Source organism: Hominifimenecus sp. rT4P-3, from assembly GCF_051055405.1.
Lineage (GTDB): Bacteria > Bacillota > Clostridia > Lachnospirales > Lachnospiraceae > Pseudolachnospira.
The window spans coordinates 1696352-1720184 of sequence record NZ_CP167068.1; the positions used below are offsets into that span (position 1 = coordinate 1696352).

At 46.3% G+C, this 23833-nt stretch carries 19 protein-coding genes and 1 pseudogene; 3 read left to right on the plus strand and 17 right to left on the minus strand.

The window, feature by feature from the left end; genetic code table 11:
- Positions 1–19: 19 nt before the first annotated feature.
- The 6 genes from ACCC71_RS07860 to ACCC71_RS07885 form a co-directional block, all read right to left on the minus strand.
- Entirely contained in the window at positions 20–1465 is a 1446-nt protein-coding gene (locus ACCC71_RS07860; protein WP_434309080.1) for a VanW family protein, read from the minus strand.
- A gap of 339 nt (positions 1466–1804) precedes the next feature.
- Positions 1805–2260 (minus strand): GNAT family N-acetyltransferase, encoded by a 456-nt coding sequence (locus ACCC71_RS07865; protein ID WP_434309081.1) that lies wholly within the window; start codon positions 2258–2260, stop codon positions 1805–1807.
- 384 nt (positions 2261–2644) lie between these two features.
- The gene (locus ACCC71_RS07870; RefSeq protein ID WP_434309082.1) at positions 2645–3970 is read right to left on the minus strand and encodes an aspartate aminotransferase family protein; all 1326 of its coding nucleotides are present in this window, start codon (positions 3968–3970) and stop codon (positions 2645–2647) included.
- Between the two features lie 16 nt (positions 3971–3986).
- Positions 3987–5090 carry a TRAP transporter substrate-binding protein DctP gene (gene dctP / locus ACCC71_RS07875; protein ID WP_434309083.1) on the minus strand — a complete coding sequence of 368 codons (1104 nt, stop codon included), beginning with the start codon at positions 5088–5090 and terminating at the stop codon, positions 3987–3989.
- A 34-nt stretch (positions 5091–5124) separates the two neighbouring features.
- Positions 5125–6411 carry a TRAP transporter large permease gene (locus tag ACCC71_RS07880; RefSeq protein ID WP_434309084.1) on the minus strand — a complete coding sequence of 429 codons (1287 nt, stop codon included), beginning with the start codon at positions 6409–6411 and terminating at the stop codon, positions 5125–5127.
- 12 nt (positions 6412–6423) lie between these two features.
- The gene (locus tag ACCC71_RS07885; RefSeq protein ID WP_434309085.1) at positions 6424–6939 is read right to left on the minus strand and encodes a TRAP transporter small permease; all 516 of its coding nucleotides are present in this window, start codon (positions 6937–6939) and stop codon (positions 6424–6426) included.
- Positions 6940–7379: 440 nt separating this feature from the next.
- Between ACCC71_RS07885 and ACCC71_RS07890 the strand changes: the two are divergent.
- Positions 7380–7500: pseudogene (locus ACCC71_RS07890) on the plus strand (TnpV protein); the annotation flags it as partial.
- Positions 7501–7552: 52 nt separating this feature from the next.
- Here the strand turns inward: ACCC71_RS07890 and ACCC71_RS07895 are convergent.
- Complete coding sequence (locus ACCC71_RS07895; protein WP_434309086.1) at positions 7553–8956, minus strand: PLP-dependent aminotransferase family protein; 1404 nt, start codon at positions 8954–8956, stop codon at positions 7553–7555.
- 151 nt (positions 8957–9107) lie between these two features.
- On the opposite strand from ACCC71_RS07895, the gene ACCC71_RS07900 reads away from it, so the two are divergent.
- A complete protein-coding gene (locus ACCC71_RS07900; RefSeq protein WP_434309087.1) occupies positions 9108–10433 on the plus strand; it encodes an MATE family efflux transporter in 1326 nt (441 codons plus the stop codon).
- Positions 10434–10515: 82 nt separating this feature from the next.
- Here ACCC71_RS07900 and ACCC71_RS07905 read toward each other — a convergent pair whose 3' ends face one another.
- The 10 genes from ACCC71_RS07905 to ACCC71_RS07950 all read right to left on the minus strand — a co-directional run bounded on the left by ACCC71_RS07905 (position 10516) and on the right by ACCC71_RS07950 (position 21681).
- Complete coding sequence (locus ACCC71_RS07905; RefSeq protein ID WP_434309088.1) at positions 10516–11421, minus strand: ribokinase; 906 nt, start codon at positions 11419–11421, stop codon at positions 10516–10518.
- A gap of 22 nt (positions 11422–11443) precedes the next feature.
- On the minus strand, positions 11444–12109 hold the full coding sequence (locus ACCC71_RS07910) for a GntR family transcriptional regulator (RefSeq protein ID WP_434309089.1): 666 nt from the start codon (positions 12107–12109) through the stop codon (positions 11444–11446).
- Positions 12110–12196: 87 nt separating this feature from the next.
- Positions 12197–12925, minus strand: coding sequence for a YebC/PmpR family DNA-binding transcriptional regulator (locus ACCC71_RS07915; RefSeq protein ID WP_434309090.1), 729 nt, complete (start codon positions 12923–12925; stop codon positions 12197–12199).
- A 163-nt stretch (positions 12926–13088) separates the two neighbouring features.
- Entirely contained in the window at positions 13089–13436 is a 348-nt protein-coding gene (locus tag ACCC71_RS07920) for a type II toxin-antitoxin system PemK/MazF family toxin (protein ID WP_434311826.1), read from the minus strand.
- A 99-nt stretch (positions 13437–13535) separates the two neighbouring features.
- Positions 13536–14657 carry an alanine racemase gene (gene alr / locus ACCC71_RS07925; protein WP_434309091.1) on the minus strand — a complete coding sequence of 374 codons (1122 nt, stop codon included), beginning with the start codon at positions 14655–14657 and terminating at the stop codon, positions 13536–13538.
- The gene (locus ACCC71_RS07930; protein ID WP_434309092.1) at positions 14641–16182 is read right to left on the minus strand and encodes an NAD(P)H-hydrate dehydratase; all 1542 of its coding nucleotides are present in this window, start codon (positions 16180–16182) and stop codon (positions 14641–14643) included. Before ACCC71_RS07930 ends, alr begins: the two co-directional genes overlap by 17 nt.
- A gap of 22 nt (positions 16183–16204) precedes the next feature.
- Positions 16205–16837, minus strand: coding sequence for a redox-sensing transcriptional repressor Rex (locus ACCC71_RS07935; protein WP_434309093.1), 633 nt, complete (start codon positions 16835–16837; stop codon positions 16205–16207).
- A gap of 118 nt (positions 16838–16955) precedes the next feature.
- Positions 16956–18464: a CapA family protein gene (locus tag ACCC71_RS07940; protein ID WP_434309094.1), complete on the minus strand. Its 1509-nt coding sequence runs from the start codon at positions 18462–18464 to the stop codon at positions 16956–16958.
- Between the two features lie 9 nt (positions 18465–18473).
- Positions 18474–20834: a DUF3160 domain-containing protein gene (locus ACCC71_RS07945; protein WP_434309095.1), complete on the minus strand. Its 2361-nt coding sequence runs from the start codon at positions 20832–20834 to the stop codon at positions 18474–18476.
- Between the two features lie 34 nt (positions 20835–20868).
- A complete protein-coding gene (locus tag ACCC71_RS07950; RefSeq protein ID WP_434309096.1) occupies positions 20869–21681 on the minus strand; it encodes a PD-(D/E)XK nuclease family transposase in 813 nt (270 codons plus the stop codon).
- A gap of 210 nt (positions 21682–21891) precedes the next feature.
- Here ACCC71_RS07950 and abc-f point away from each other — a divergent pair, with 210 nt between their 5' ends.
- Positions 21892–23808, plus strand: a complete 1917-nt coding sequence (gene abc-f / locus ACCC71_RS07955; RefSeq protein ID WP_434309097.1) for a ribosomal protection-like ABC-F family protein — start codon at positions 21892–21894, stop codon at positions 23806–23808.
- Positions 23809–23833: the final 25 nt, after the last annotated feature.

Consider the following 23833-nt stretch of genomic DNA (forward strand, 5'->3'; position numbering starts at 1 on the left):
GAATCATTTCCAAACAAATCTACGAAGCTCCTTCTTCTCCTCCCCCAGTTCCTATAATGTGCGTCTGGACAGAAGGTTCATAGTGATCGGTGTGCATCTTGATCCGCTCCGTCTCCTCCCCATCAATTTTAATAATCTTCCAGAGCGCCACATCGAGTTCCGGAGAATTCGTCCCTTCGTAATCTTCATAACCAGTCGGTTTGCTGGAATCGTATTTCACTTCGATTTCAGACTCTTTCCGGTACAATTCTTCCACTTCAAAAGAAATCGTCCGGTTTTCCGGCACATCTTTCTTACCGAAAACAATAAAAGAAACTTCGTTTCCATCCGCCACTCCCCAAATATAAAGGGGAACGTCTTTATCGTTTGTAAAAACCAAATCCTTATGACCGTCGGCAATCGCCGCATCCCGGCCCGGAGTCAAATAAGAAACCACCATCGAATGGGGATATCTCTCATCAATCTGTATCTCCGCTTTCAACAAAGCGTTATACAGAGTAGACGACACCTGGCATACGCCGCCACCAATCGCGTCTACCACCTGGCCGTTTTCATACTGGCTTCCGGTACGATAGCCATTTTCCTCTGTCCTTGGCTTCATCAATTCACTGACGGAAACCGATTCTCCAGGCAGCACGATCGTTCCGTCGATATTCTTGGTGGCCACCTCCACATTGGTATCCCGCTCTTTTCGAGGATTTCCCTCTTTATGATACTGGGTGACATGAGAACCCATATTATCCTTAATCTGCTGCAGCAGCTCCGTCGAATACTTGGGTTCCGCTACATCTACCACGGCATCCACCGTAACATTCCCATATGCTTCCAGTACAGCCGCCCGTATCGCCGCTTTGGTCTCTTCTTGATTTGTAGCAAATCCAGTTTTACTCTCCGACACCTTGAGCTCGCCGGTAAAATCAATCGTCGCGTTGACTGGCGCGATGTCTCTCTTCGCAGCAAGTTCCTCCACAAAACCGGATAGCGTTTCTTCTTCCAGACTTTTTACCAATTCCAAATGCAAGGTCCCTATAGCTAAATCCTTTTGATCACGGTATTGCCTTAAGGGTCCCCCCAATTGGCCGAAGCGAACGGCACGTTTTAGAAGTTCATCAATATCCCAATGAAGCCCCAACTTACCCGAAGTTGTCTTTTCTTCCTGTTCCTGCCAGCGAATCACGACTTCCATCTCACCGCTGTCTATCTTATCGTTTTCTAATAACTGCCTTGCTTCTGCTACTGTCCTTTCGCCAATATAAAGTTCGTCGACATAAATGCCACCGACTAACATCTGCGACTCATCTAACAAAGTCTCTGGTATTCCATTTTTACTTCTTTCCTCCTGTCGTGCCTTCCATTCCAGCCACTCTCCGCTCGGCTCTCCGCTCTCTTCGGATGAGCAGGACGCTAAAAAAAGCGCCGCCAGAAAACAGAAGAAAATCCTTACAAAATCAATTTTTTTCTTCATTGCTAACCGCCCTTTCATCGAAAGGTTTCCTCTGATTGCTATCTATTTGCTAAAAGATAATTATACTCTAAGGCGCGGACGGCCGCAAGCAATATTTTGTTCTATCGGAAATTCCTAAGGAATTTCCGATAGAACAAAAAGCGCTCCGCTATAGATCGCACTGCGGCGGAAAGGAAAATGGCAGCTTTGCTGCCCCGCCGCAGGCGGAGAATTTCGCTCTGCGAAATTCTTTGTATTTAAATTTTTCTGAATCCAACAGTATATGGTAGAATTCCATATAAATCCATCTAAATCTTGTTATTCTTAGAATGAGGGTTCCGTTCCTAAACCGATACATCTCTACACAGGCTGGGGCCGCATCCACAGAACCATACCTGCGCCTCCTGTGGGATTCGGTCTCTCTTCAAATCCAAATTTTTGATAGAACCCTTCTTTTCCAAAAGCGGCCATTAAATTGATCATGCGCGTCTCTTCCGGCAATGTGTGTTCCCGGTAATAAGTCAGAATCCGTTCCATGAACTCACGTCCGATTCCACGTCCCTGGTACTCCGGATCCACCATCACATCTACGATCAGAACCATATACCCGCCGTCGGAAACCGTCCGCGCGGTTCCCACTGGCCGATCCTGGTCCCAGACAGAAAGCAATAGGTCCGAATTTTGAAATCCCCGTACCACCTGCGCAGGATCAATTTCTGTCCATCCAAAAGCCAAACGCATCCGGTTATATACGTCTACCGGAATTGGTACCCCTGTTTTATAGGTCAAATTCTCATTCTTGAATTCCACGTTCATAAAAACCTCGTTCCTCTCTATTTTCTATTAAGATTCAGGCGGGAAAAGGTCTCTCTGGGAAACGTGTTGGAATATTTTGTATTTGCAGGAGCGTTCGTACTTCTTCGATTTCGAAAATTTGTCTTATGAACAAAAATAAGACTGTCTGAGCGCAGCGAGTTTCTTATTTTTGTGAATGCTTTTCACAAATTTACGAAATCCTAGAAGTACTCGCTCCGAAACTCTACAAAATATTCCAACACGTTTCCCAGAGAGACCTTTTGACACCCTAATCCTATTAAGATAGAAGCGTTACAACTGGCCAAAAATAGCACCATGTCGCAACGCTTCCATGAATTTCTACGAATATATTATCCCTCTACCGTTATTGGGATATGCCTTATCTTAGGCTTCCTTCGCCATAATCTCCAGAGCTTCCTCTGCTTGGCGGATGCAATAACGAATATCTTCTTCCGTATGCGCCGGGCTGATGCACAGGCGGCTGTTGTGAAGAATTCCTCTCTCCTTCATCAATCCCATGAAACGGCCATGCTTCTTAAAGTCTGCATGAGCCAAAGCATCCTTGTGATTGATAATCTTTTCTTTTTCCGTAAATACCGGGAAAAGCGCGCCCGGTACGCCTTGGACGATCATCGAAACACCGGCTTTTTTCGCCGCTGCAAGCAAACCTTCCTTTAACATATCCGTCATCCGGCGAATCTCACGGAACGCCTCTCCATCATTGGCATAGAGCTGACGAATGGTCTCCAGAATCGCCGCGGCTGCCAGCGGATGTCCATTATAAGTCCCTACGCCCAATACTCTCGTATCGGCAAGTACATTCATGATTTCCTTTTTCCCTGTATACAATGCAACGGGGAAGCCGCCTCCTACTGCTTTTGCAAAGGTGCTCATATCCGGAACTACGCCGTAATACTCCGCAGCGCCGCCGGGAGCTACCCGGAAACCAGTCAAAGTTTCGTCATAGATCATCACCACATGGTACTGATCGCAAAGTTCCCGAACCCCCTGCATATAGCCCGGTTCTGCAACACAACCGTTCATATTCAACGCCGACGGTTCCATCACAACGCAGGCGATTTCATCGCCATGCTTTTGGAATAGTTCCCTCATTCCTTCCAGATCATTGAACTCGATCAGAAAGCAATCATCCAAAGCATGGGCCGCCCGCCCTTCCGTATAGCACATATCGCTGTAATAATCCTTCGGGTCAATCGCATCGCTGGCAATCGGGTCAGACTCATTTTCTGTCATTCCTCCCAGTACATAATCCAAACCGCCGTTATACTGACCTTTGAACTTTACATACATGTTCTTGCCGGTGTAGGCTCTTGCCACGCGGACCGCATTGAACACTGCGTCTGCGCCGGAAACCGCAAAGCGAACCAGCTCCGCTGCAGGCATGATCTCTTGAATCTTCTCCGCCGCCTCGATCTGGATCAGGCTGTCCCCATTGGTATACAGTAAGTCAATTTCCCGTTTCAGCGCTTCTTTGTATTCCTGATTGCTGTGACCAAGAATTGCTGGGCCGGCAGAAAGAGAAAAATCATAGTATACATTTCCATCAAAGTCTGTAATATGGCAGCCTTCCGCACTTTTCACAAAGACAGGCGCACTATACTTTTCCTTTTTAAAATTAGACAGTACGCCACCGGCAATGCACCGATAGGCTCTCTCGAAGATTTCATTATTTTTCGTGTGGTCAAACATGGCATGTTTCCTCCTATTATTTTCCTGCTGCGCTCAGCATCAGATTCATCATATCCTCACCGATCTGATCCTTGATCATATCATAAACCGACTGAGTGGCGTCTTTCAAAGAAGCCAGCGCCTCGTCGGAAAGCGTTACCACTTCTACTCCCTGCGTTTTCAGGAATTCCAACTGTTCCGCATTCTGCTTATCGGAAAGCTCTCTGGTATACTCCGTAGCCGCCGTTCCCGCTTCCTCTACAACTTTTTGCAAATCTTCCGGAAGATCGCTGTAAATGTCTCCACTCATCAGGCAAACACAGGCGTGAGGCAGGTGATTCGTCTGAATCACATATTTCTGCTGCTCATAGAACTTCGAGGAAACCAAAACTTCGATGGGATTTTCCTGGGCGTCGATGGTCTTTTGCTGCAGTCCGATATAAACTTCGCCAAATGCCATCGGAGTCGGATTTGCTCCGTAAGCCTGCCAGATCGCAATATGATTGGAATTCTTCATCGTACGAATCTTAATTCCTTTCATGTCATCCAGCTTTTCCACCTTAATATTGGAGCTCATGACACGGAAACCAGAGTCGGCGATACCCAACAATTTAAAGCCGCCCTTGTCATAGATCTCATTCAGTTTCGTTACAAATTCCGTATTATCAAAGAGCGCCCGGAACTGGCTGATATCGGTAAACAGGTTCGGCAGGTCAAACATCGCAAGCTCCGGCATAAAATTCACCTGGGGAGCTGTGGTGCTAAGGACAACGGCAAGAGAACCATCCGCACAGCTCTGAAGGGCTTCATCGTCGCCGCCCAAAGTTCCATTGGTGTAAACAGTCGCGGAAATTCTACCCTCGCTGCGGGTTTCCAATTCCTCTTTCAGTTTCTGGGCATATTTCGAAATCGTTTCATCGTCGCTGGCATCCACAGAGATATTAAAATTATACTCCGCCTCGCCGCTTGGAGCCTTTGCCTCGGTTTCCGCACCAGTGGTTCCAGCGGCCGCCTCAGTTTTATCCGCGCTGGTTCCCGCTGGCGCCGTGGTCGCATTCGAAGAACCGCTCCCGCAGGCTGTCAAAGAAAACACCATCGTCACAGCCAACATCGTTACCATCATGTTTCTAAGCTTCTTCATAAATATCCTCCTTTTTCCGCATTTCGCGGGTATATTATAATAGACAGGTACTAAGCGCTGGTACGAAAGTAACAACCATCAACGCCACCAAGAAAAACAGCAGGAAAGGAATCGCTTTCTTTGCAATTGCTAAAACCTCTACGCCGGTGACAGAGCTTGCAATAAATAGATTTGTGCCAATCGGAGGCGTCACAAAGCCAATTGCCAAATTTACCACTACAATGATTCCAAAATGAACGCCGTTCACCCCAAGAGCCGTCACGATCGGCGCCAGAATCGGCGCTACGATAACAATCGCAGGAGTGGTATCCATCACCATTCCTAAGAACAGCAGGAAAATATTAATGGCTAACAGTACTGTGATTTTGGAGCCAAAGGTGTCTCCGATCCAAAGTCCCAGACTCTGAGGTACCTGCAGCAGCGCTAAGACTCTGGCAAATGCCGAAGCAGTCGCCAAGATAAACAACGCCGGCAGACAGTAAGACACACTTTCTTTTAAAACAGGAACGATATCTTTTACACTCATGGTCCTGTAAACACAAAGGCTGACAATCAAAGCGTAGAATACCGAGATAACCGCCGCTTCTGTGGGAGTCGCCAAACCACCGTAGATGGAGCCCAAAATGATGACCGGCGTCAACAGCGCCCAGAAACTTTGCATAAAGACTTTTCCCAGTCCCTTGGAGCGAATCTTATCCACCGTCTCGCTGATCTTTTCCCGATCTTCTCCGTGTTTTCGGCAGTAATAATATGTATAAATCATCAGACATGCCGCGATCAGAATACCCGGTAAAATTCCTCCGATAAACATATCGCCCACCGACTCGCCGGCTACCGTCGCATAGACAATCATCGGAATGCTGGGAGGAATGATAACCCCCAATCCACCGGCAACCGCTACCAATGCGGTACAAAATACTTTGTCATAATTTAACGCTACCAAAATCGGAATCGTCATACTGCCTACTGCCGCTACCGTCGCCGTGGCGGAACCGGACAATGCGCCAAAAAACAGACAAGTGATAATAACCGCGCAGGGCAATCCCGCTCTTTTTTTACCGATAAAATATGAAATAAAATCAAATAGCTTTTTGGATATCTCTCCCTTTGACATAATGGTTCCAGAGAGAATGAACATCGGAATAGCCAGATAGGGAACGCTTTCCAAGCCTGAGATAATCGCCCGGAGCAGATAGACCGGATTCGCGGAAAATGTAGAATCTGCAAGTCCCGGAATGACAGACACGATACCCATGGAAGTCGCGATAGGTATCGAGATTACGATCAACAAAATAAATAGAACCAGAATCAATATAGACATTCCATTTTCCTCCTATCTCTCGTCCTCTTGGGCCTTCTCGTGAAATCCTTTCGCGTTAAAATAAATATCCTGAACGCTTCGGATTACTGCGAGGGCAAATGCAATCAGCGGTGCAATCTGGATAAAATACATTGGCAGGTGAAGCGCTGCGCTGACCTGTCCGCTCCGGATCGCTTTTCCAAGCAATTGCCAGGCCGGAATACACAAAAAGCCGTAGAACACAATGGAAATGACATCTTCCAAGATGTGGAAGATCCGTCTCACCTTAATGGGAAACAGATTGATCAACATTTCCACTTTGATAGAAGAATTTTTACGGATACAGTAACTGAGGCTAATCATGCCCATCCAGATCAGCATATACACGCAAATCTCTTCCGGCCAGGACAGCGAGGAATTAAATACGTATCTTGCGCACACCTGCATCCCCATGAAAATTGCGATCAATACCATAACCACCATCGCAATCTTCTCTTCAAAACCTTCATCCAGTGCCCTCAGAAATGCTTTCCATCCCTTTTTCTTCACTTTCTAGAACCTCCTTTTCTCTGCTTTTTTCTGTTTTGGCTTGGTTTCAAGGATTTCGGTTATTTGTTCAGCAGCCGGCTATCGTTTGTAAACCGGCGCATATCATTTCTGTTTTCTATCAATTACTGGTTGTTGATATTTTATTACATGTATACATGTTTGTCAATAACTTTTTGGTTGTCTTTCTTGTTTTTAAATCAAGCTTTTGTATAGAATGTTTTTCTAGGTATTTTATTATTTATTTTTTGATTTTCTATTACTTTTATTTTCATTTTCATCTTTCTCCCATCTTTTTCCATCTGCCCAATTTTAAGCCCTAGATGTATTCATCTATTCTTTCTGCATTGTAGATATATACATCTTCCATTTATTACGAACCGTTGTATATTTTATAGGATGATGCTAAAGCCCGCTGATACATTGCTTGCAGATACCCCGCAGAAACCAAACAACAGGCACAGGGCATAACGGAACGGCTAAAGGATAGAGTGGACAGGAGAAATAGATAATATAAGGGCTTGTGCGAGGGAAATTGTGAACAGAGAAATTATTTTTATATAATCAGAATTGGCGGCAAGGAATATCATTCTTTGCCGCCTTTCGAAGGTAGTAACTATATTATGAAATTAGCTTGTGAAATATATTGCTGATTCTTATTCAGCAAATGTTTTAGGATTTTCAGTCCTGTTTCCAATTGTTGTAAGGAATCAGGGGAACAAGTTGCAATTCTTATAGCTGTGGATTCAGATTTGCCAACGGTAAAACGGTCAGAACAGAAGATATGAATGCCATTGTCCTTTGCCTGCATTTCCAACTGATAACCGTTATAATGGGCAGGCAGGGGCAGCCATTGGAAGAAGCTGTATTCATTCGGGCAGAGGCTGTCTGGAAAGTATTTTTTATATATCTTGTTCCTTTCTTTTGCCTGTCTTTTTTTCTGCCCTATGATTCTGTCTGCATTGCCGCTTGCAATTAATTCGCTTATAATTTCTGCGTTAAGCAGCGGTATTTTTAAATTTACATTATTAGCCGTTTCCAGAAAGATTTGTCTTAAGCAATCAGGGATAACCATATATGCGCATCTTAAGCCTGCTGAAAGTGATTTTGACAGGCTGTGCAGGTAAATAGTGTTATCTGGTATCAATGTCTGAATCGGTTCCCCTGTATCATTTGCAATAAATCCATAAGCGTCATCTTCCATTAAAATCAGATGGTATTGCTGTATGAGACTGGCAATTCTCCTTTTTCGTTCCATTGACATGACAGTTCCTGTCGGATTATTGCAGGACGGCATGAGGAAGATTCCTTTTATATCCATTATCCTGCACTGCTTTTCCATTAGGTCGGGTATCATTCCATCCTTATCTGCGGCTACTGATATCAACTGGATATTGAACTGTCTGGCTAAGCCGATAAAATTGGAATAAGTATAAGAATCAGTCAGGATTTTATCTCCAGAGCGGAAAAGAGCCAAAAATACAATTGTCAGGGCATTTTGTGTTCCTGCCGTTAGCATGATGTTTTCAGGCTTTGTTTCTATATGGAAAGATTTTAGCCATTTTATAGCGGTCTGTTTGTGCTTGTAAGATTCTGATATGCTGTCAAATTCAAAAAGATACTGGGCAGTATTGCGTTGTATGGTTTTTTGCGCAATATCAGCGACAATCTTATTATACTGGTAAAAAGGTCTGATTATGCCCAGTTCTACGCACCTATTATCTGCTTTATGTAAAGAAGGAATGGCGGCATTGGGGGATACAAATGTGCCTTGCCCTATATTGGCATAGATTAACCCTTTATTTTCACAAATCTTGAATGCACGGGTTATTGTGCTTAGGTTCAAATCAAGAAAGTCTGCTAATTCTCTTTGGGGCGGCAGTTTTGTATTTCCAGCCAGTTTGCCGCTTTGGATATCCTGTTCCAAAAGTTCCGCAATAGATATATAAATTGGTGATTTTAATTTTTCTTTATCGGGTATCCATGACATTGGGTAATTTTCAAAAGAATTAACTGGCAAGCTTTTTCCCTCCCTGCTCAAAATTGTCTTGCATACAATGTTAGCATTGAAAACATACAAAGTCAAGAATACAATCTGTATTGTATGTATTGTGTGCAAACAATACCATGTAACAAAAAGGGATAAATTATATTAGGAAAGAGGTTACGAAATGAAGGATTTAACGAGAGAACATGAGTTAAAGACAATATTTTTATTTTCACTGCCAATTTTGGTCGGCAATCTATTCCAGCAACTATATAATCTTGCTGATACAGTTATTGTAGGTAATTTTTTGGGGAAAGAATGTCTGGCGGCGGTAGGGTTCAGTTTTCAGATCCATTATCTGCTGATTGCCCTTTCTATGGGCATTTCAATGGGGGCAAGCATATTGGTTTCGCGTTATTTTGGCAGTAAGGACATGGAATCTACGAAAAAAATTATGGATACGGGATTTGCTTTCTGCTTTTGCCTCAGTTTAATAATTGCTGTTTTGGGCATATGTTTTTCCTATCGGATTCTGCTTGTCTTCCGGGTGCCGTCCGATTTGCTTGAAGCGGCTGATATATATCTTAAAATTATGTTTATCGGCGTTATCCCCACGTTTGCATATAACGCGCTTACAAATATCCTTCGCGGGATGGGGGATTCAAAAACACCTACATATATTTTGATAGTGGCAGCACTTCTGAATATTGTGCTTGATATATTGTTCATTAAGGCATTCGGAATGGGTGTGGCAGGGGCGGCATTTGCGACTGTGTTATCGCAGCTTTTGTCATTTATCGTTTGTATGGTATATATGAAAATACATTATAGCAGCTTATTTATTAATGTATTGCATTTACAGCTTGACAAGACAGAATTAAAAAAGAGCTTGAAGATAGGTACGCCCGCCATGATACAGCAAGTATTTGTGAGTGTGGGATTTATGTCATTGCAGTTTCTGATTAATGGGTTTGGCACGGATTGCATGGCGGCATATACTGCCGCATCTAAGGTAGATGCTTTTGCAGAAATGCCCGCCTTGAACTTAGGGCAGGCTATGACTAATTTTACTGCCCAGAATTTAGGGGCAAAAAGGAAGGACAGGGTGTTGAAAGGCGGGAAATACGCATTGGTTATGGGGATTGCAGTATCAGCGTGTATTTCTGTTGTCATTGTAATGTTTCCGTCTGTATTTATGTCAATATTCAACAGGGATACGTCTGTTTTGGATATTGGTAACAGTTATCTGAAGATTGTGCCTGCCTTTTATATTATCTTTGCAGCCATGCAGGTATTAAACGGATTGCTTTTGGGATATGGAAAATCATTTGTGCCGATGATTGCTTCCGTATGTTCCCTGTGCTGTCTTCAAGTGCCTGTTGCTATTCTTTTGTCTGGCACAAAGCTTGGTTATAATGGAATCTGGATAGCCGCTCCAATCGGCTGGTTTGGAGGGTTATTAATCCGTGCGATTTATTTTTATCATGTCAGCAAAAAAGAAAACCAATAAAAATACACATAAAGAATTTTACCAAATTTAAATAAATGAGGGACTATCCCATGCTCTCCGTCAAATATCGCCATCTCATTGCCTATACATAAATCAATGCCTCAACTTCTGCCTTACACGGTATGGATGGCGCCGCCCCTTCCCTGCTTACTGCAATGGCAGCAGCTTTCGCAGCCATATTCATAGAATCCCGTAATGTTTTGCCCGACAACAAACTTCCCAAAAAATATCCGGTAAAAGTATCGCCTGCCGCCGTCGTATCCATAACCTCAACCTTATAGATGGGTTGTTCGATATATTCCGTGTGATTCAGGCATATGGAGCCCTTTCCCCCCATGGTCAAAATAATCGTGGCATCTTCCCATCGATTTCTTAGCTTCTCTGCCAATTGTTTCCCATCATACGCCTCTGTAAATTCCTCTCCCAATATTTGAAATGCTTCGATCTCATTGAGAATGAAATAATCGATCTTATGCAATGGTAAGGCAAAAATTTTTTCATCCATAGGCGAAGGATTTAGAACAATTTTCATTCCAATATTTTTCGCCTTTTCCACAATATACGGCAGATGATTGATTTCATTTTGAATCAGCAGATAGTCCGCTTGCGTAAAATGGGTAAATACATTGTCGATCTGTGCCCGCTCAATGGCCTGATTCGCTCCTCCATATAACAATATACAATTATTGCCCTTGATGTCCTTTTGAATAATTGCATTTCCAGTACGAACATCGTCCAATACGCTTACGTATTCTGTATTTACGCCTGCCTTTTCCAATGCCTCTATCAGGAATCTTCCGTCTGTTCCGATTGCGCCCGCATGATAAACGGATATCCCAGTGCGGGCAAGCGCAATCGACTGATTCAAACCTTTTCCGCCGATATATACATGTAAGGCTTTCGCAGACAATGTTTCGCCTGGAGACACAAAGTGGTCTACAGAATACACGTAATCAATATTCAACGAACCGAAGGATAATACGCTCATACCAATTCCCCGCCTGTGTCAACTAAAATTCAATATGTACGTTCAAAATTTGAATTACTTTTTCTGGATCTTTTTCCCGAATTCCCTGAATGATCTCCAGATGTTCCTCCATGCACTTTTCTACATTTTGAAATGCTTTGACCGACATATACTGATAGCGCTTCAAATTCATACCAATGGCATCCATCGCTGTCTTCACAAACCGGTTTTTACTTTTCACAATAATGAGATCATGCAGCATCCAGTCCGCGTCCGCATATTCGTCAACGGTTATATTGTCTCCATTTTTGACCCGCTGATAAAGAGTGGAAAAACGTGCCTCCAAAGACTGAATTTCCTTTTCGGAAAAGGCAAAAACAGCAGTTTTTATGGCTAGAATTTCCAATGATTTTCTGACCTCATAAGCATCGGCGATCTCTTCCGAAGAAATCTCGGTCACAAAAGTACCCACACCATCTTTTACTTCCACCAGGCCTTCGCTTTCCAGGCGCCGGATTGCCTCCCGAATCGGAGTCCGGCTCATCTGAAATACAGTCGTCAGGTAATTTTCTCCGATCATCTCTCCCGCTTTCAGACGGTTGCTCATGATCATCTGTTTTAATTCTTCATAGGCAATCTCCATGCGGCTCTTCTTCTTTATCTTAACCGGCGTTTCCCCTTTCGACCGGCGTTTTTGCACTTCCGCCATCAATTCCCCTCCCCTGCGATACCTAGTTTCGAAAGAGAGCGGTAGAACCAGATCTACCGCTCTCATCATAATTTACTCGTCCCTCTTCTATTCGTCCCAGTTATGGTAGACGTTTTGGACGTCGTCGTCTTCATCCAGCAGGTCAAGGATTCGATTCATCATTTTGATATCCTGCTCATCTGCAAGCTCTACCCAAGTCTGAGGAATCATTGTCACCTCAGCCTCCACCATAGGAATGCCTGCGGCTTCCAGAGCTTCGCGTACTGCGCTGAAATCATCCGGAGCGGTGAACACTTCATAGCTGTCCTCTTCCTCCGCGATGTCTTCCGCGCCGGCATCCAATGCCGTCATCATCAATTCGTCAAAATCCATGCTGCACTCTTCTTTGTCAATCAGGATCTGTCCCTTTTGATCAAACATAAACGATACGCAGCCCTGGGTTCCGACGTTCCCGCCGCCTTTGGTGAACGCATTGCGGACATTGGAGGCCGTCCGATTTTTATTATCGGTCAGGGCTTCCACAATAATCGCCGTGCCGCTGGGGCCATAGCCTTCATATGTAGCCGTCACGTAATTCACATTTCCCATATCGCCGGAAGCTTTTTTGATGCTGCGGTCAATGGTATCATTCGGCATATTGTTTGCCTTGGCCTTCGCAATCACATCGCGAAGTTTGCTGTTATTGGCAGGGTCCGCTCCCCCTTCTTTTACAGCAACGGCAATTTCACGGCCAATCCGGGTAAACACTTTTCCCTTGGCCGCATCATTCTTTTCCTTTTTATGCTTAATATTAGCAAACTTTGAATGTCCTGACATGGATTCTCCTTCTGGCCTGCCGGCCTTATTGTATTCTTAGTTCTGCCGGGCGCACGTTCAGACAGTGTTTCCTCCCATCCGAAGAAACACTGTCCGGACATTACCAGCAATAATTGAGATTATTTTATCATGAAAAAACGCACATTTCAAGTCCTGACGTGGATTATGTATCCAGCTCCAGGCTGACCAGCAGGGCTTGATCCACTTTGTGCAGGTATTCTGAATCCAGATGACAAACTTTTTCCCGCAAACGCGTCTTATCCACGGTCCGCAGCTGCTCTAAAAGGACCACCGAGTCCCTTACCATATTGCAGTTGTAAGCATCCAGTTCTACGTGGGTTGGTAATTTCGCTTTATTCATCTTTGAGGTAATTGCAGCACAGATCACCGTAGGGCTGTGCTTGTTCCCTGTGTTGTTCTGAATAATCAGAACCGGCCGGACGCCGCCTTGTTCGGAACCGACAACCGGACGCAGGTCTGCATAAAAAACATCGCCTCGTCGAATAATCACATTGTTCACACTCCATGTTTCATTTTCCATTCTCCATACGGATGGATTACCTGTAGTATTTCCAATGTATCCCACGTTTATTCCATTTTTTCTTAAAAATCAGACATAGATTCTGGGTATTCGCCGCTCCAAACCACATACAAATTCATAGTTGAAACGGCCGCACAAATCCGACAATTCCTCTACCAAAATTATTGCATTGCCGTCTTTTCCAACCAGCGTCACCTCATCTCCCTCGGATACTCCCGGAATCTCCGTCACATCAACCATAAATTGATCCATGCAAATCCGTCCGAGAATCGGCGCCCTTTTTCCACGAATCAAGACATAGCCTTTATCCGACAAAAGCCGCGGATACCCGTCGCCGTATCCCACCGGTATGGTTGCTACCCGCCGCTTTTCCACTAGCCGTCGGATATGATTATAACTGATTCCTTCTCCCGCCTCCACATCTTTGACATAAACCACCTGGCTTTTCATCTCCAATGCAGGTTCCAGATAAATATCCCGGCCTACTTCCTTGGAAGGATACAGTCCATACATGGCAATCCCTACTCGAACCATATCCATCGCAGCCTCTGGAAGTTCCATAGATGCCGCGCTGTTTGCGCAGTGATGAATCGGAATCGGCGTCGTTCCCGCCTCTACCCGGCGGATAAATTCTTGAAAAGCGGCTAACTGCTCTCTGGTATACGCTTTATCCGCCTCATCTGCCCTGGCAAAATGAGTAAAAATACCTTCCACTTCGACGCCGGCCAAGGTACGAATCCGACGTACGATCTCTATGGCTTCGTCTGTCAAAGGAAAACCGATACGGTGCATCCCTGTATCCACTTTAATATGAATCAACGCGGGCTTTCCCAAACGTCTTCCCAATGTTGCAAGCGCCTCGGCATCGGATTCCTTGAACACAGTAAACCGAATTTCATTTTGAATCAGTTCTTCATAATCTTCCGGCCACGCATAGCCCAAAATTAAAATCGGAGACCGAACTCCCGCTTCCCGAAGATCCAACGCTTCTTTTACGGTGGCTACCGCAAAAAAATCTGCTTTCCCCTCCAAAAAGGAAGCAACTGCAACGGCGCCATGGCCATACCCGTCTGCCTTTACCACCGCGCAGACCTTTGCTGCCTCCGGCAGATGCTCTCGAATCCGTTTCAGATTCCCACTTATTTTTTCCAAATCAATCCGAGCAGCCACCCGTTCACAATATCTCATCATATCCCCCATTACCATTCCTGTTCCTAAAAGGAACAGAATCTATCCTCCGTACGATATCTCCGGCCATCATGGCTCTTTCGCCCCATTCACAGGCCGCCGCATCGCCTGCCAGCCCGTGCATTAAAACACCATAGGAAGCTGCGTCAAAAGGTTTCATTCCTGCGGCCAATAATCCGCCAATGATTCCAGATAGAACATCTCCGCTGCCGCCAGTCGCCATACCGGAGTTTCCACAAGTGTTGACGTATAATCGTCTCCGTCCTTCCGCCACCAGTGTACAGGCATCTTTCAAAACCAGCACCGCCCCAGTCTTTTCGCTAAAAGAACGAGCGATTTCAGGCAAATCCACTACCATATGGGATACCGGCGTTCCAATCAGCCTCGACATTTCTCCCAGATGAGGGGTCAAGATCGTATCCGGCCCCAGGTTAGAAAGCATCTCCCGGTGCAAGGCAATCGTATTTAAAGCATCCGCGTCCACTACCACCGGAACCTTCCGGTACTGCAATACATAGCGAAGCAGGCTGGTCGTCCGGTCACTTATGCCAAGTCCCGGACCGATCACAATCGCCTTCGCCCAGTCGCAGGCCTCCTCCAACAAAGCGAGCGGAAATTCTCCCTCTGTGTATGTGGTAAGAATCGCCTCCGGCAAAGCCGTCTGCAAGATCACCCGGTTCTCTTCGGAAGTCAAGATGCGGACAAGGCCTGTACCGCTTCGATAGGCGGCCTTTCCACTTAGCACTGCCGCGCCAGCCATGTTTTTTGTTCCCGCAATGACCAGCACGCGGCCAAATGTTCCTTTATTGGAATACGCCGGCCTTTTCGGCAGCTGATCTAAATCCTCTTTCTCCATCGTAAACGCTTTTGGCGCCACTGCCAGCCGGCTTACCTCCGGAATCCCAATATCCCGAACTACAACCCGTCCGCAATATTCCTTTCCCGGATACAGTGCCATCCCCAGCTTTTCGCACTGGAAGGTCACAGTCAGGTCTGCCTTTACCGCGCAGCCTAAAACCACGCCTGTGTCTGCAGAAATACCACTGGGAATATCGATGGATACTACAAAAGCGCCCGAATGGTTGATCGCATCCATCGCTTCCTGATAAAGACCCGACACCAAACGGGAAAGGCCCGTGCCAAACAAGCCGTCCACCACAACGCCAATCCGCTTACTTTTAATATATTCTGCCGTCAGCGTCTCGTGCACGGACGGAATCTTTAACTGCTTACAAATTTTCGCCTGAATCCGCCATTCTTCGGTGGCTTTTTGCTGATTCCCAATCACAGCCACAGAAACTTCCCGTCCCTCGGTGGCCAGCATTCTCGCCATGGCCAGACCGTCGGCGCCGTTATTCCCGGTTCCGCACACTATAAGAATCGAGGGTTGTCCGTTCAGACACCCTCGCATCTCTTCCACAGCGGCAGCCGCCGCATGCTCCATTAATACAATTGACGGAATTCCGACGGTTTCGATGGAATAGCGGTCCATACCCCTCATTTCCAAACCATCTGTTAAAAAACGCATAACATCCTCCGCACCGGTAAGCTTACTTTTTCTTGGAATTCAAACGATAGGAAAGCTGCATCAAGCTCTCCGACAAATGCACGTTCTCCACATAAGCGTCCTCCGGCAGATTGAGATCTACATGAGCGAAATTCCAAATGGCCCGAACCCCATAGCTATAAAGTTCCCTGGCCACCTGGATCGCCTGATCCCGTGGAATCGCCAAAGTAACAATCGCAATGTCGTTTTCTTTCAGGAAATTTTCCAGAACTCCCATAGACATGATTTTAATATCGCGTACTCTCTTACCCACCAACTCTGGATTCGCATCAAAAATCCCTTTGATCACAAATCCCTTGGTCTCAAAATTTGAATAGCCGGCCAGCGCTTTTCCCAGGTTACCGCCGCCAATAATAATCATATTGTGAATTTTATCAAGGCCTAAGATCTTCCCGATCTCTGTCCTTAGATACTCCACATTATATCCATAACCTTGCTGTCCAAATCCGCCAAAATTATTCAAATCCTGACGAATCTGAGAAGCGGTTACTCCCATCCGCTTACTGAGCTCATCGGAGGAAATCCGTTCCACACTCTCGCTTTGAAGATCAGAAAGGTAACGATAATATCTAGGAAGCCGCTTAATCACAGCGGCTGAAATTTGTTTTTGCTGCAAGAGGAAACACCTCACTTTCTCTCTATGGGATTCATTATACGTGTTGGAAAAAACCTTGTCAATCCCGTTCTTATTCTATCAGAAGCAGACAAAAAACGCAAATAAAATTTAACAATCTTTACATATCCAAGGCCAGCCGATGACGCTTTGCCAATTCTTCGGTATAATCCTTTTGAAAATAAACGCTATATTGCCCTGCCTCCTGGTGCATCACAAGCGATTCCATGCCATAATCGGTAATCTTGACGCCGTCCAGGGTAAGCGTCGCCGTAAACCGAGCTATCCCACCGAGCATGGTCTCCGAGCGGTCCTGCGCCGATACAAAATTCCCCAGAGAATAATAGACCAACATTTCCCGGCCATCTTCCCCCTTCAACAGTTCCCATGGCTGAATCACGTGTGGATGCGTTCCAATCACAACGTCCACCCCTTGTTCCAGAAAAAGATTCATCCATTTCTGCTGCTGTTCATCCGGCTCCGCCTCATACTCGGTTCCCCAATGAACAAATACCATCACCACATCTGCGTCAGTCCTTGCACGTTTTAGATCGCAGCGCACAGTTTCTTCCTGAAGAGTATGCACCGCATAGGCATTCTCTTTTGGCATAGCCTGTCCATTTAGGATATCCGTATAATTTAGCAAAGCAAAACGAATCCCTCTGCGTTCCAGCAATTGGTACGGCTCGTACTCCGTTTGCTTTGAGGATTGAATCCCAAGGCACATAATCCTCCGGCTCTCACAAGCGCTCACTGTCATATCCACACCCAGGATTCCACGGTCCAGCGCATGATTTGTCGCACAGGTAAGCACATCAAAACCTGCCGCCGCAATGGCGTCCGCCACTTCCGAAGGAGTCCCAAAGCTGGGATAGCCTCCATACATTCCAGGCTCATCCACCAGAGGGGTTTCCTGATTGATCACGGCAACATCCGCCGCCTGTATTTCCTGTTTCACATGCTCATACAAAAAGTCAAAGCTTCCCCGCGCTAGTCCTTCGCGGTAAATCGCCTCATGGAGCAGATTGTCGCCGACTGCCGCAAAACTTACGCTGGTTTCGATCGATTCCAAGCCCCACTGCAGCCAGGCCCAGCCGCTCACATCTCCGTCTCTTTCCTGTATCAACAAATATCTGCGCGTATCGTCATAGGCCCATTTTACCGCATCCACGCCAATATCCGATGCCATCCAGATAGGCGCCATCCTGTTTTCATTCGCTCTCCAATCATAGATATCGATATGCTGGGACCACTCTTTTTCATTGTCTTTCTCTTCTACCCAGAACGGCCTCGCCTTTCCATAGGTCCCAACCCGCCAGCAAAGCAGTATCATTTCCATTTCCTGATCACGGTCAATATCGCACCACAACACATCCTGCACCCGGCACTCGTCCGGAGACTGCCAAAGGATTTCTCCCTGTTTGGATACCGTTACCCGACGATTTTCAAGTATAATTGTTCCCGGTCCTTCTTCGCCTGTCTGAATCTGCCTATTTTGCCAGCAGGCCCAACTGGGAAGCAGAATACCCTCTTTTCGCAGAAACAGGAAGGCAGCAGTTAAAATTACTGCCGCCATCCCTGCAAATATCCAGCTATTTCGCTTTGCGAAATCTTCACTGCATTTTTTCATTTTTTTCCATTACCACTCGCTGGCCACACGATACCCCTGGGTCCATTCCGGCTGAGAAATGGGTTTTTCCCTGCTGTACTCGTTATTTTCGTTGAGCGCGTACCCCATCATCTGACGCCACTCAGTATCCGTCATACGATCGCTCATGGGCCACTCAAACTGGTAGAACGAATAAACGGTTCCGCTGGCAATCCGCAGTGTTCCATCTACCGGTACCACCACGTACATCGTGGAAGCGCCTCCCGTCGCCAATTCCAGCACGCTGCCATTGGGGTCTGTCGCAACATCCACCACCACTGGGCAGGGATATTCTTCCGGGTATACCTCCTCTAGTCCTGTAATTCCCTTCATGGCGTCGCTCCAAAAATGCTCCAAAGTACCGCCATAATTACGGATCAGTTCATATTCGCCGTCAGACAGCGTTTCATTTCGAAGCTCCTTTTCCGAGATCACCTGAAGCTGCTTCGCAAGCTGAGACAAGCGGCTTAAATTCTCTGCGTCCGCTTCGCTCAGCATTCCATATCCCCGCAGCCCCTCGGCTGTCTTTTCTGCTAAGAACGCAAATCGCTCATATACCATCGGTTCTGGCTGCACGTATCCTCTGTCATCGTATACCGGCATATCGCCGCCGCCCATCTCCGCCATGACCTGTTTGGAATAAAGAACCGTATCATGTTTCAGCTCCGTATAACTGCCTAAAAAGGTCTCCAAGCTCTTGGTCGCCCAAGCCGCGCTTTGCATAAAGGAAGGATAGCCTTCCCCTTTTTCTTCCAACAAAGGCCGCAGGGTATTTAGCCAGTTGGCATATAGGCTGGCCGTCCATGTCGAATCCGGTGCGGAGGCATATTTTTCGCGCAGTTTCGTCATATTCTCCGTATAACCTGCATAGCCGGTATCGCCCTGGGCTTCCAAAATCTCCAACGCCGTATCACTTCCCAAGGCCGCAGGTACATCCAAAGCATCCGGAAGCATCCGCTTTGCCCCAGCGGCGTCCGTCCCAACTTCCTGGTAAATCAACCGCTGCATAATGTCCGCATCCACAGAAAAACGCTGACCCATAAACCGGAATCCTAAAATGGTATTATCCTCGCCCTCCTTAATCGGCGTGGAGTTGATCGCCGGCGGCGCTAACTGTGCGGATAACTGATGGAACAAATTCCAATTTTCCGTATCCCCGGCCAACTGAGGCGCAGCAATCCCACTGCCGTAAACCGCCTCGATCAACGGTAGGTACTCATAATAGCCTAAATCGTCGCTGGCGCCAGCAAAAAAGCTTGTCACCAGGTAAAGAGATTCCCAATTTTCCAGACCGCCGTCCCGGAGCGCCAATGTCATCAGAACCGCGCTTCGATCCAAATCCTCTTTTTCCTGCTTAAAGCCGATTCTGCCATACCACATCATGGCACGGAAATACTGCTCTAAAAGCTCATTCCCCTCATAATATCCTCTGGGTTTATACTGGCTGTAATCTTCATAGTCTCCGGTCAGCGTGGACTCTACCATTGCCTCCGCCGCCATAATCCGATTGATTTCTTCGGCAGCCTGGCTCTGTACATCGGCAGGAATGGATACGCCCGCATCCTGTAGGGAAGCGCCTACCGCAAAGAAAGCCACATTCCGCTTGGCCGCCTCCTCCCACTCAGTTCCCTTTAGTTGTCCGTACTGCTCTTCCGCTTTGGCAAGCATCTGTTTGCTCAGATCGGACAAAGCTCCCGCCAGGTATGTCTTTTCCGTATTTTGCAGCAGATAGCTGAAATACAGGTGATACGTGTGCATCAGAGAATCCACGGTCACAAAATTTGGCAACTGAAAGTATCGGTTTTCTTCATACAGAGAATGAAAATCTTTTCGGCTGCCTCCCTCTACCACAAATAAATTTTGTTCCAGCTTCTGCCGAACCTCATCCGACAGATAGTACCGATCCTGATTGACGACGTTGCCCAGATTTGCTTCCGCCGCATAACTGGGAACATTTGCTCTCGCGGGCTCACTGGCAGTTCCCTCATAAGTAAGAAAAGAAGGTCTTGCTTTTATTAAGCTGGACACGTCGATCGTCGTCTCGTCATTCTGCGACACTTGAGCCTTGGTTTCGCCTCCCGCGCTTTCCGACGAAGATTCCGCCCCCAAAACATACTGTTTGGTCGTGGGCGCATCATCTGTACCTGGAGCTAAAAATCGAAATCCCAGAAATCCAACGCCCGCAATCAGCGCAATGGCAATAACGCCCAGCGCAATCTTTACGCCGGAAGACTTCTGTTTTTGCGGAGTAACTTCCTCCTTTGGCTCCGAGCCCTCTCCCAGTTTCATCCCACAGCCGGTACAAAATGTAGCATTATCCCGGTTTTCTTTTCCGCATTTCTTGCAGATCATGGATTCTACCTCCCACCTTCTCAATCGATATCGTCTATGCTGTCCGCTCTGCTTTCAATTTTTTCACTTCATCAAGTGAAAGTCCCGCATATTCTGCAATTTTTTCAAGTGTTAATATTCCATCTGCCAACATTCTTTTTGCAGAATTGATTGCTCCTTCTTTCAATGTCTGATTCCTCATATCTTCCATAGCTCGGCACATAATTTCGATTCCCTCCTTGCTCTCTTTGAAAAATCTCACTCTATCTGCCAATGTCCCATAGTACATATCCGCTGCGTCTATACAAGAGAAGTCATGCATTAACTTCCCGATTGGCGTATCTCCACGATAAGCGCCATTTACATATAGTATGTGCGAACCGTCCTCAAATTTTTCTCCAGTTTCTAAAAAGCACCGCTCAATTGGATAGAGCGGCCGCCCCTTTCCCATCACATCATTCTCCGTGATAAAGATTACCCACGTTTCCGGCAGCTTATCGAACTCCTCGCCCTTCTTTAAAAAATTTGCATCCATCATGCTGGAGTTGTATCTTGCCCTTTTTCTTCCAGCACCTCTATCGGAACGCTGTACTTCCACGTTCATTTTTGCCCCTGTGCTATCCGTAGCCAGGATATCCAACCTCACCGAACGGTTTAGCAGGTTCTCCACAAATACCTGGGTACGAACGTCCAGTACCTTTAAATCCTGCTTTTCCATTACAATCTGCAATACCAGTTCTATACTTGCCGTACTTCCCTCAAAACACTTCGTGAGAAAATCATCATCAAGCAGGCGAAAACCTCTTAACCGCTGTAAATCTTCTTGACGTTTCTGGTCTATTTGTTCCGTCACTGTCAATCTTTCCACCTACTCTCCCTTTCGTTTTATATCTCCATACTACCATAAAACTTCTGATTTTACAAGCCGAGAGCCAATACATATCGAATTGCCAATGACAAGCTGACTGTAATCATTCAGACCTGTCATAAAATCCTTGCAGGCCGGCTTCCTTTATATTATACTGGTACAGGGTTTCTGCAAATACCAGAGAAACCGCAGAGCATGGAGGGACAGAAGATGATACTATCCTGCAACAACCTTTCCAAAGCATTTCTTGAAGAACCGCTATTTTCCGGAGGAAGCTTTCGGATTGAAGAAAAAGAAAAAGCGGCGATTGTCGGCATCAACGGCGCCGGGAAATCGACCTTATTGAAAATATTGATCGGAGAATTGACGCCGGATACCGGTGAGGTCGTCTTAGCAAAAGGAAAAACCATCGGCTATCTGGCTCAGCATCAGGATTTGAGTACAGACCGTACGATCTATGAAGAAGTCCTGGAAGCAAAGCAGGATGTGTTGGCCCTGGAAAAAGAGATCCGCCGTCTGGAATCCGCGATGAAAGCCGCTTCTGGAGAAGAGCTTGCTTCCATGATGGAGACCTATGCCCGGCTGAATCATACCTTTGAACAAAAAGACGGCTATGCCTGTCAGAGTGAAATCGCCGGTATTTTAAAAGGTCTGGGCTTTACTGAGGATGAATTTCAGAAAAAGTACGCCACCCTTTCCGGCGGTCAAAAAACCAGAGTTGCCCTTGGCCGTCTGCTTTTGGAAAAGCCGGATCTGCTGCTTTTGGACGAGCCGACCAACCATCTGGATATCCATTCCGTTACCTGGCTGGAAAATTATCTGCGCGGCTATGGAGGCAGCGTGATTCTTGTCGCCCATGACCGCTATTTCCTGGATCGAATCGTCACAAAAGTAATCGAGGTGGAAGGCGGAAAAATCTCCTCCTTCAGTGGAAATTATACCGCTTACGCGGAAAAGAAAAAAATGCTCCGGGAAGCAGCCCTTCATCAATATCTCAATCAGCAGCAGGAGATCAAGCGCCAGGAAGCCGTCATTGCCAAGCTTCGCTCCTTTAATCGGGAAAAATCCATCAAGCGGGCGGAAAGCAGGGAAAAGCTGCTGGCAAAGACGGAACGGCTGGAAAAGCCGGTGGAACTGAAAGACTCCATGTTTTTTACGCTGGAACCCAATGAGATGAGCGGAAACGACGTATTGTCCGTCAAAAACCTGTCCAAATCCTACGGAAGCCATCATCTCTTTGAAAATGTGAATATAGATATCAAGCGGGGAGAACGGGTCGCCATTATCGGCGCCAACGGAACAGGAAAAACCACTTTGCTAAAAATCATCAACGGCCTGGTACCTCCGGATACAGGAGATTTTACTCTGGGTTCCCGTGTGGCCATCGGATATTACGATCAGGAACAGCAGCTCTTAACGGAAGAGAATACGCTTTTTGATGAAATCCAGAATGCGTATCCTACCCTAAACAATACCACGATCCGGAACACGCTGGCCGCTTTCCTGTTTACCGGCGACGATGTATTCAAACGAGTGTCCGATCTATCCGGCGGCGAACGCGGACGGTTGGCCCTGGCCAAGCTGATCCTATCTCCCTGTAATTTTCTCATCCTTGATGAGCCGACCAACCATTTGGATATGACTTCCAAGGAGATTTTGGAGCAGGCGCTCTCCCATTATACGGGAACCATCCTGTATGTTTCCCACGACCGGTATTTTGTCAATCAGACCGCCACAAGGATTTTGGAGCTGACCGGCGGAACCTTTATCAACTATCTGGGCAATTATGATTATTACCTGGAAAAGAAGGAAGAGCTGACAGCCGTCTACACGGCTCCCGCGGAAGAAATCGTATCCGGAAAATCTGCTTCTGACACGGGAAATGCGGACTGGAAAGCACAGAAAGAGGAACAGGCCAGGGAACGGAAACGAAAAAATGATATGAAAAAGATCGAAGAAAAGATCGATTCCCTGGAAAAACGCTCCGCCGAAATCGATGAACTTCTGACCCATGAGGATATCTATACGAATGTATCGGAATGCCTGAAACTAAACCGGGAGCAGGAAGAATTAAAGAAAACCATGGATGAATTATTTGAAGAATGGGAAGCTTTGGAGAGCCAATAACGGCTCTCCTTTCCTTTCACCATTT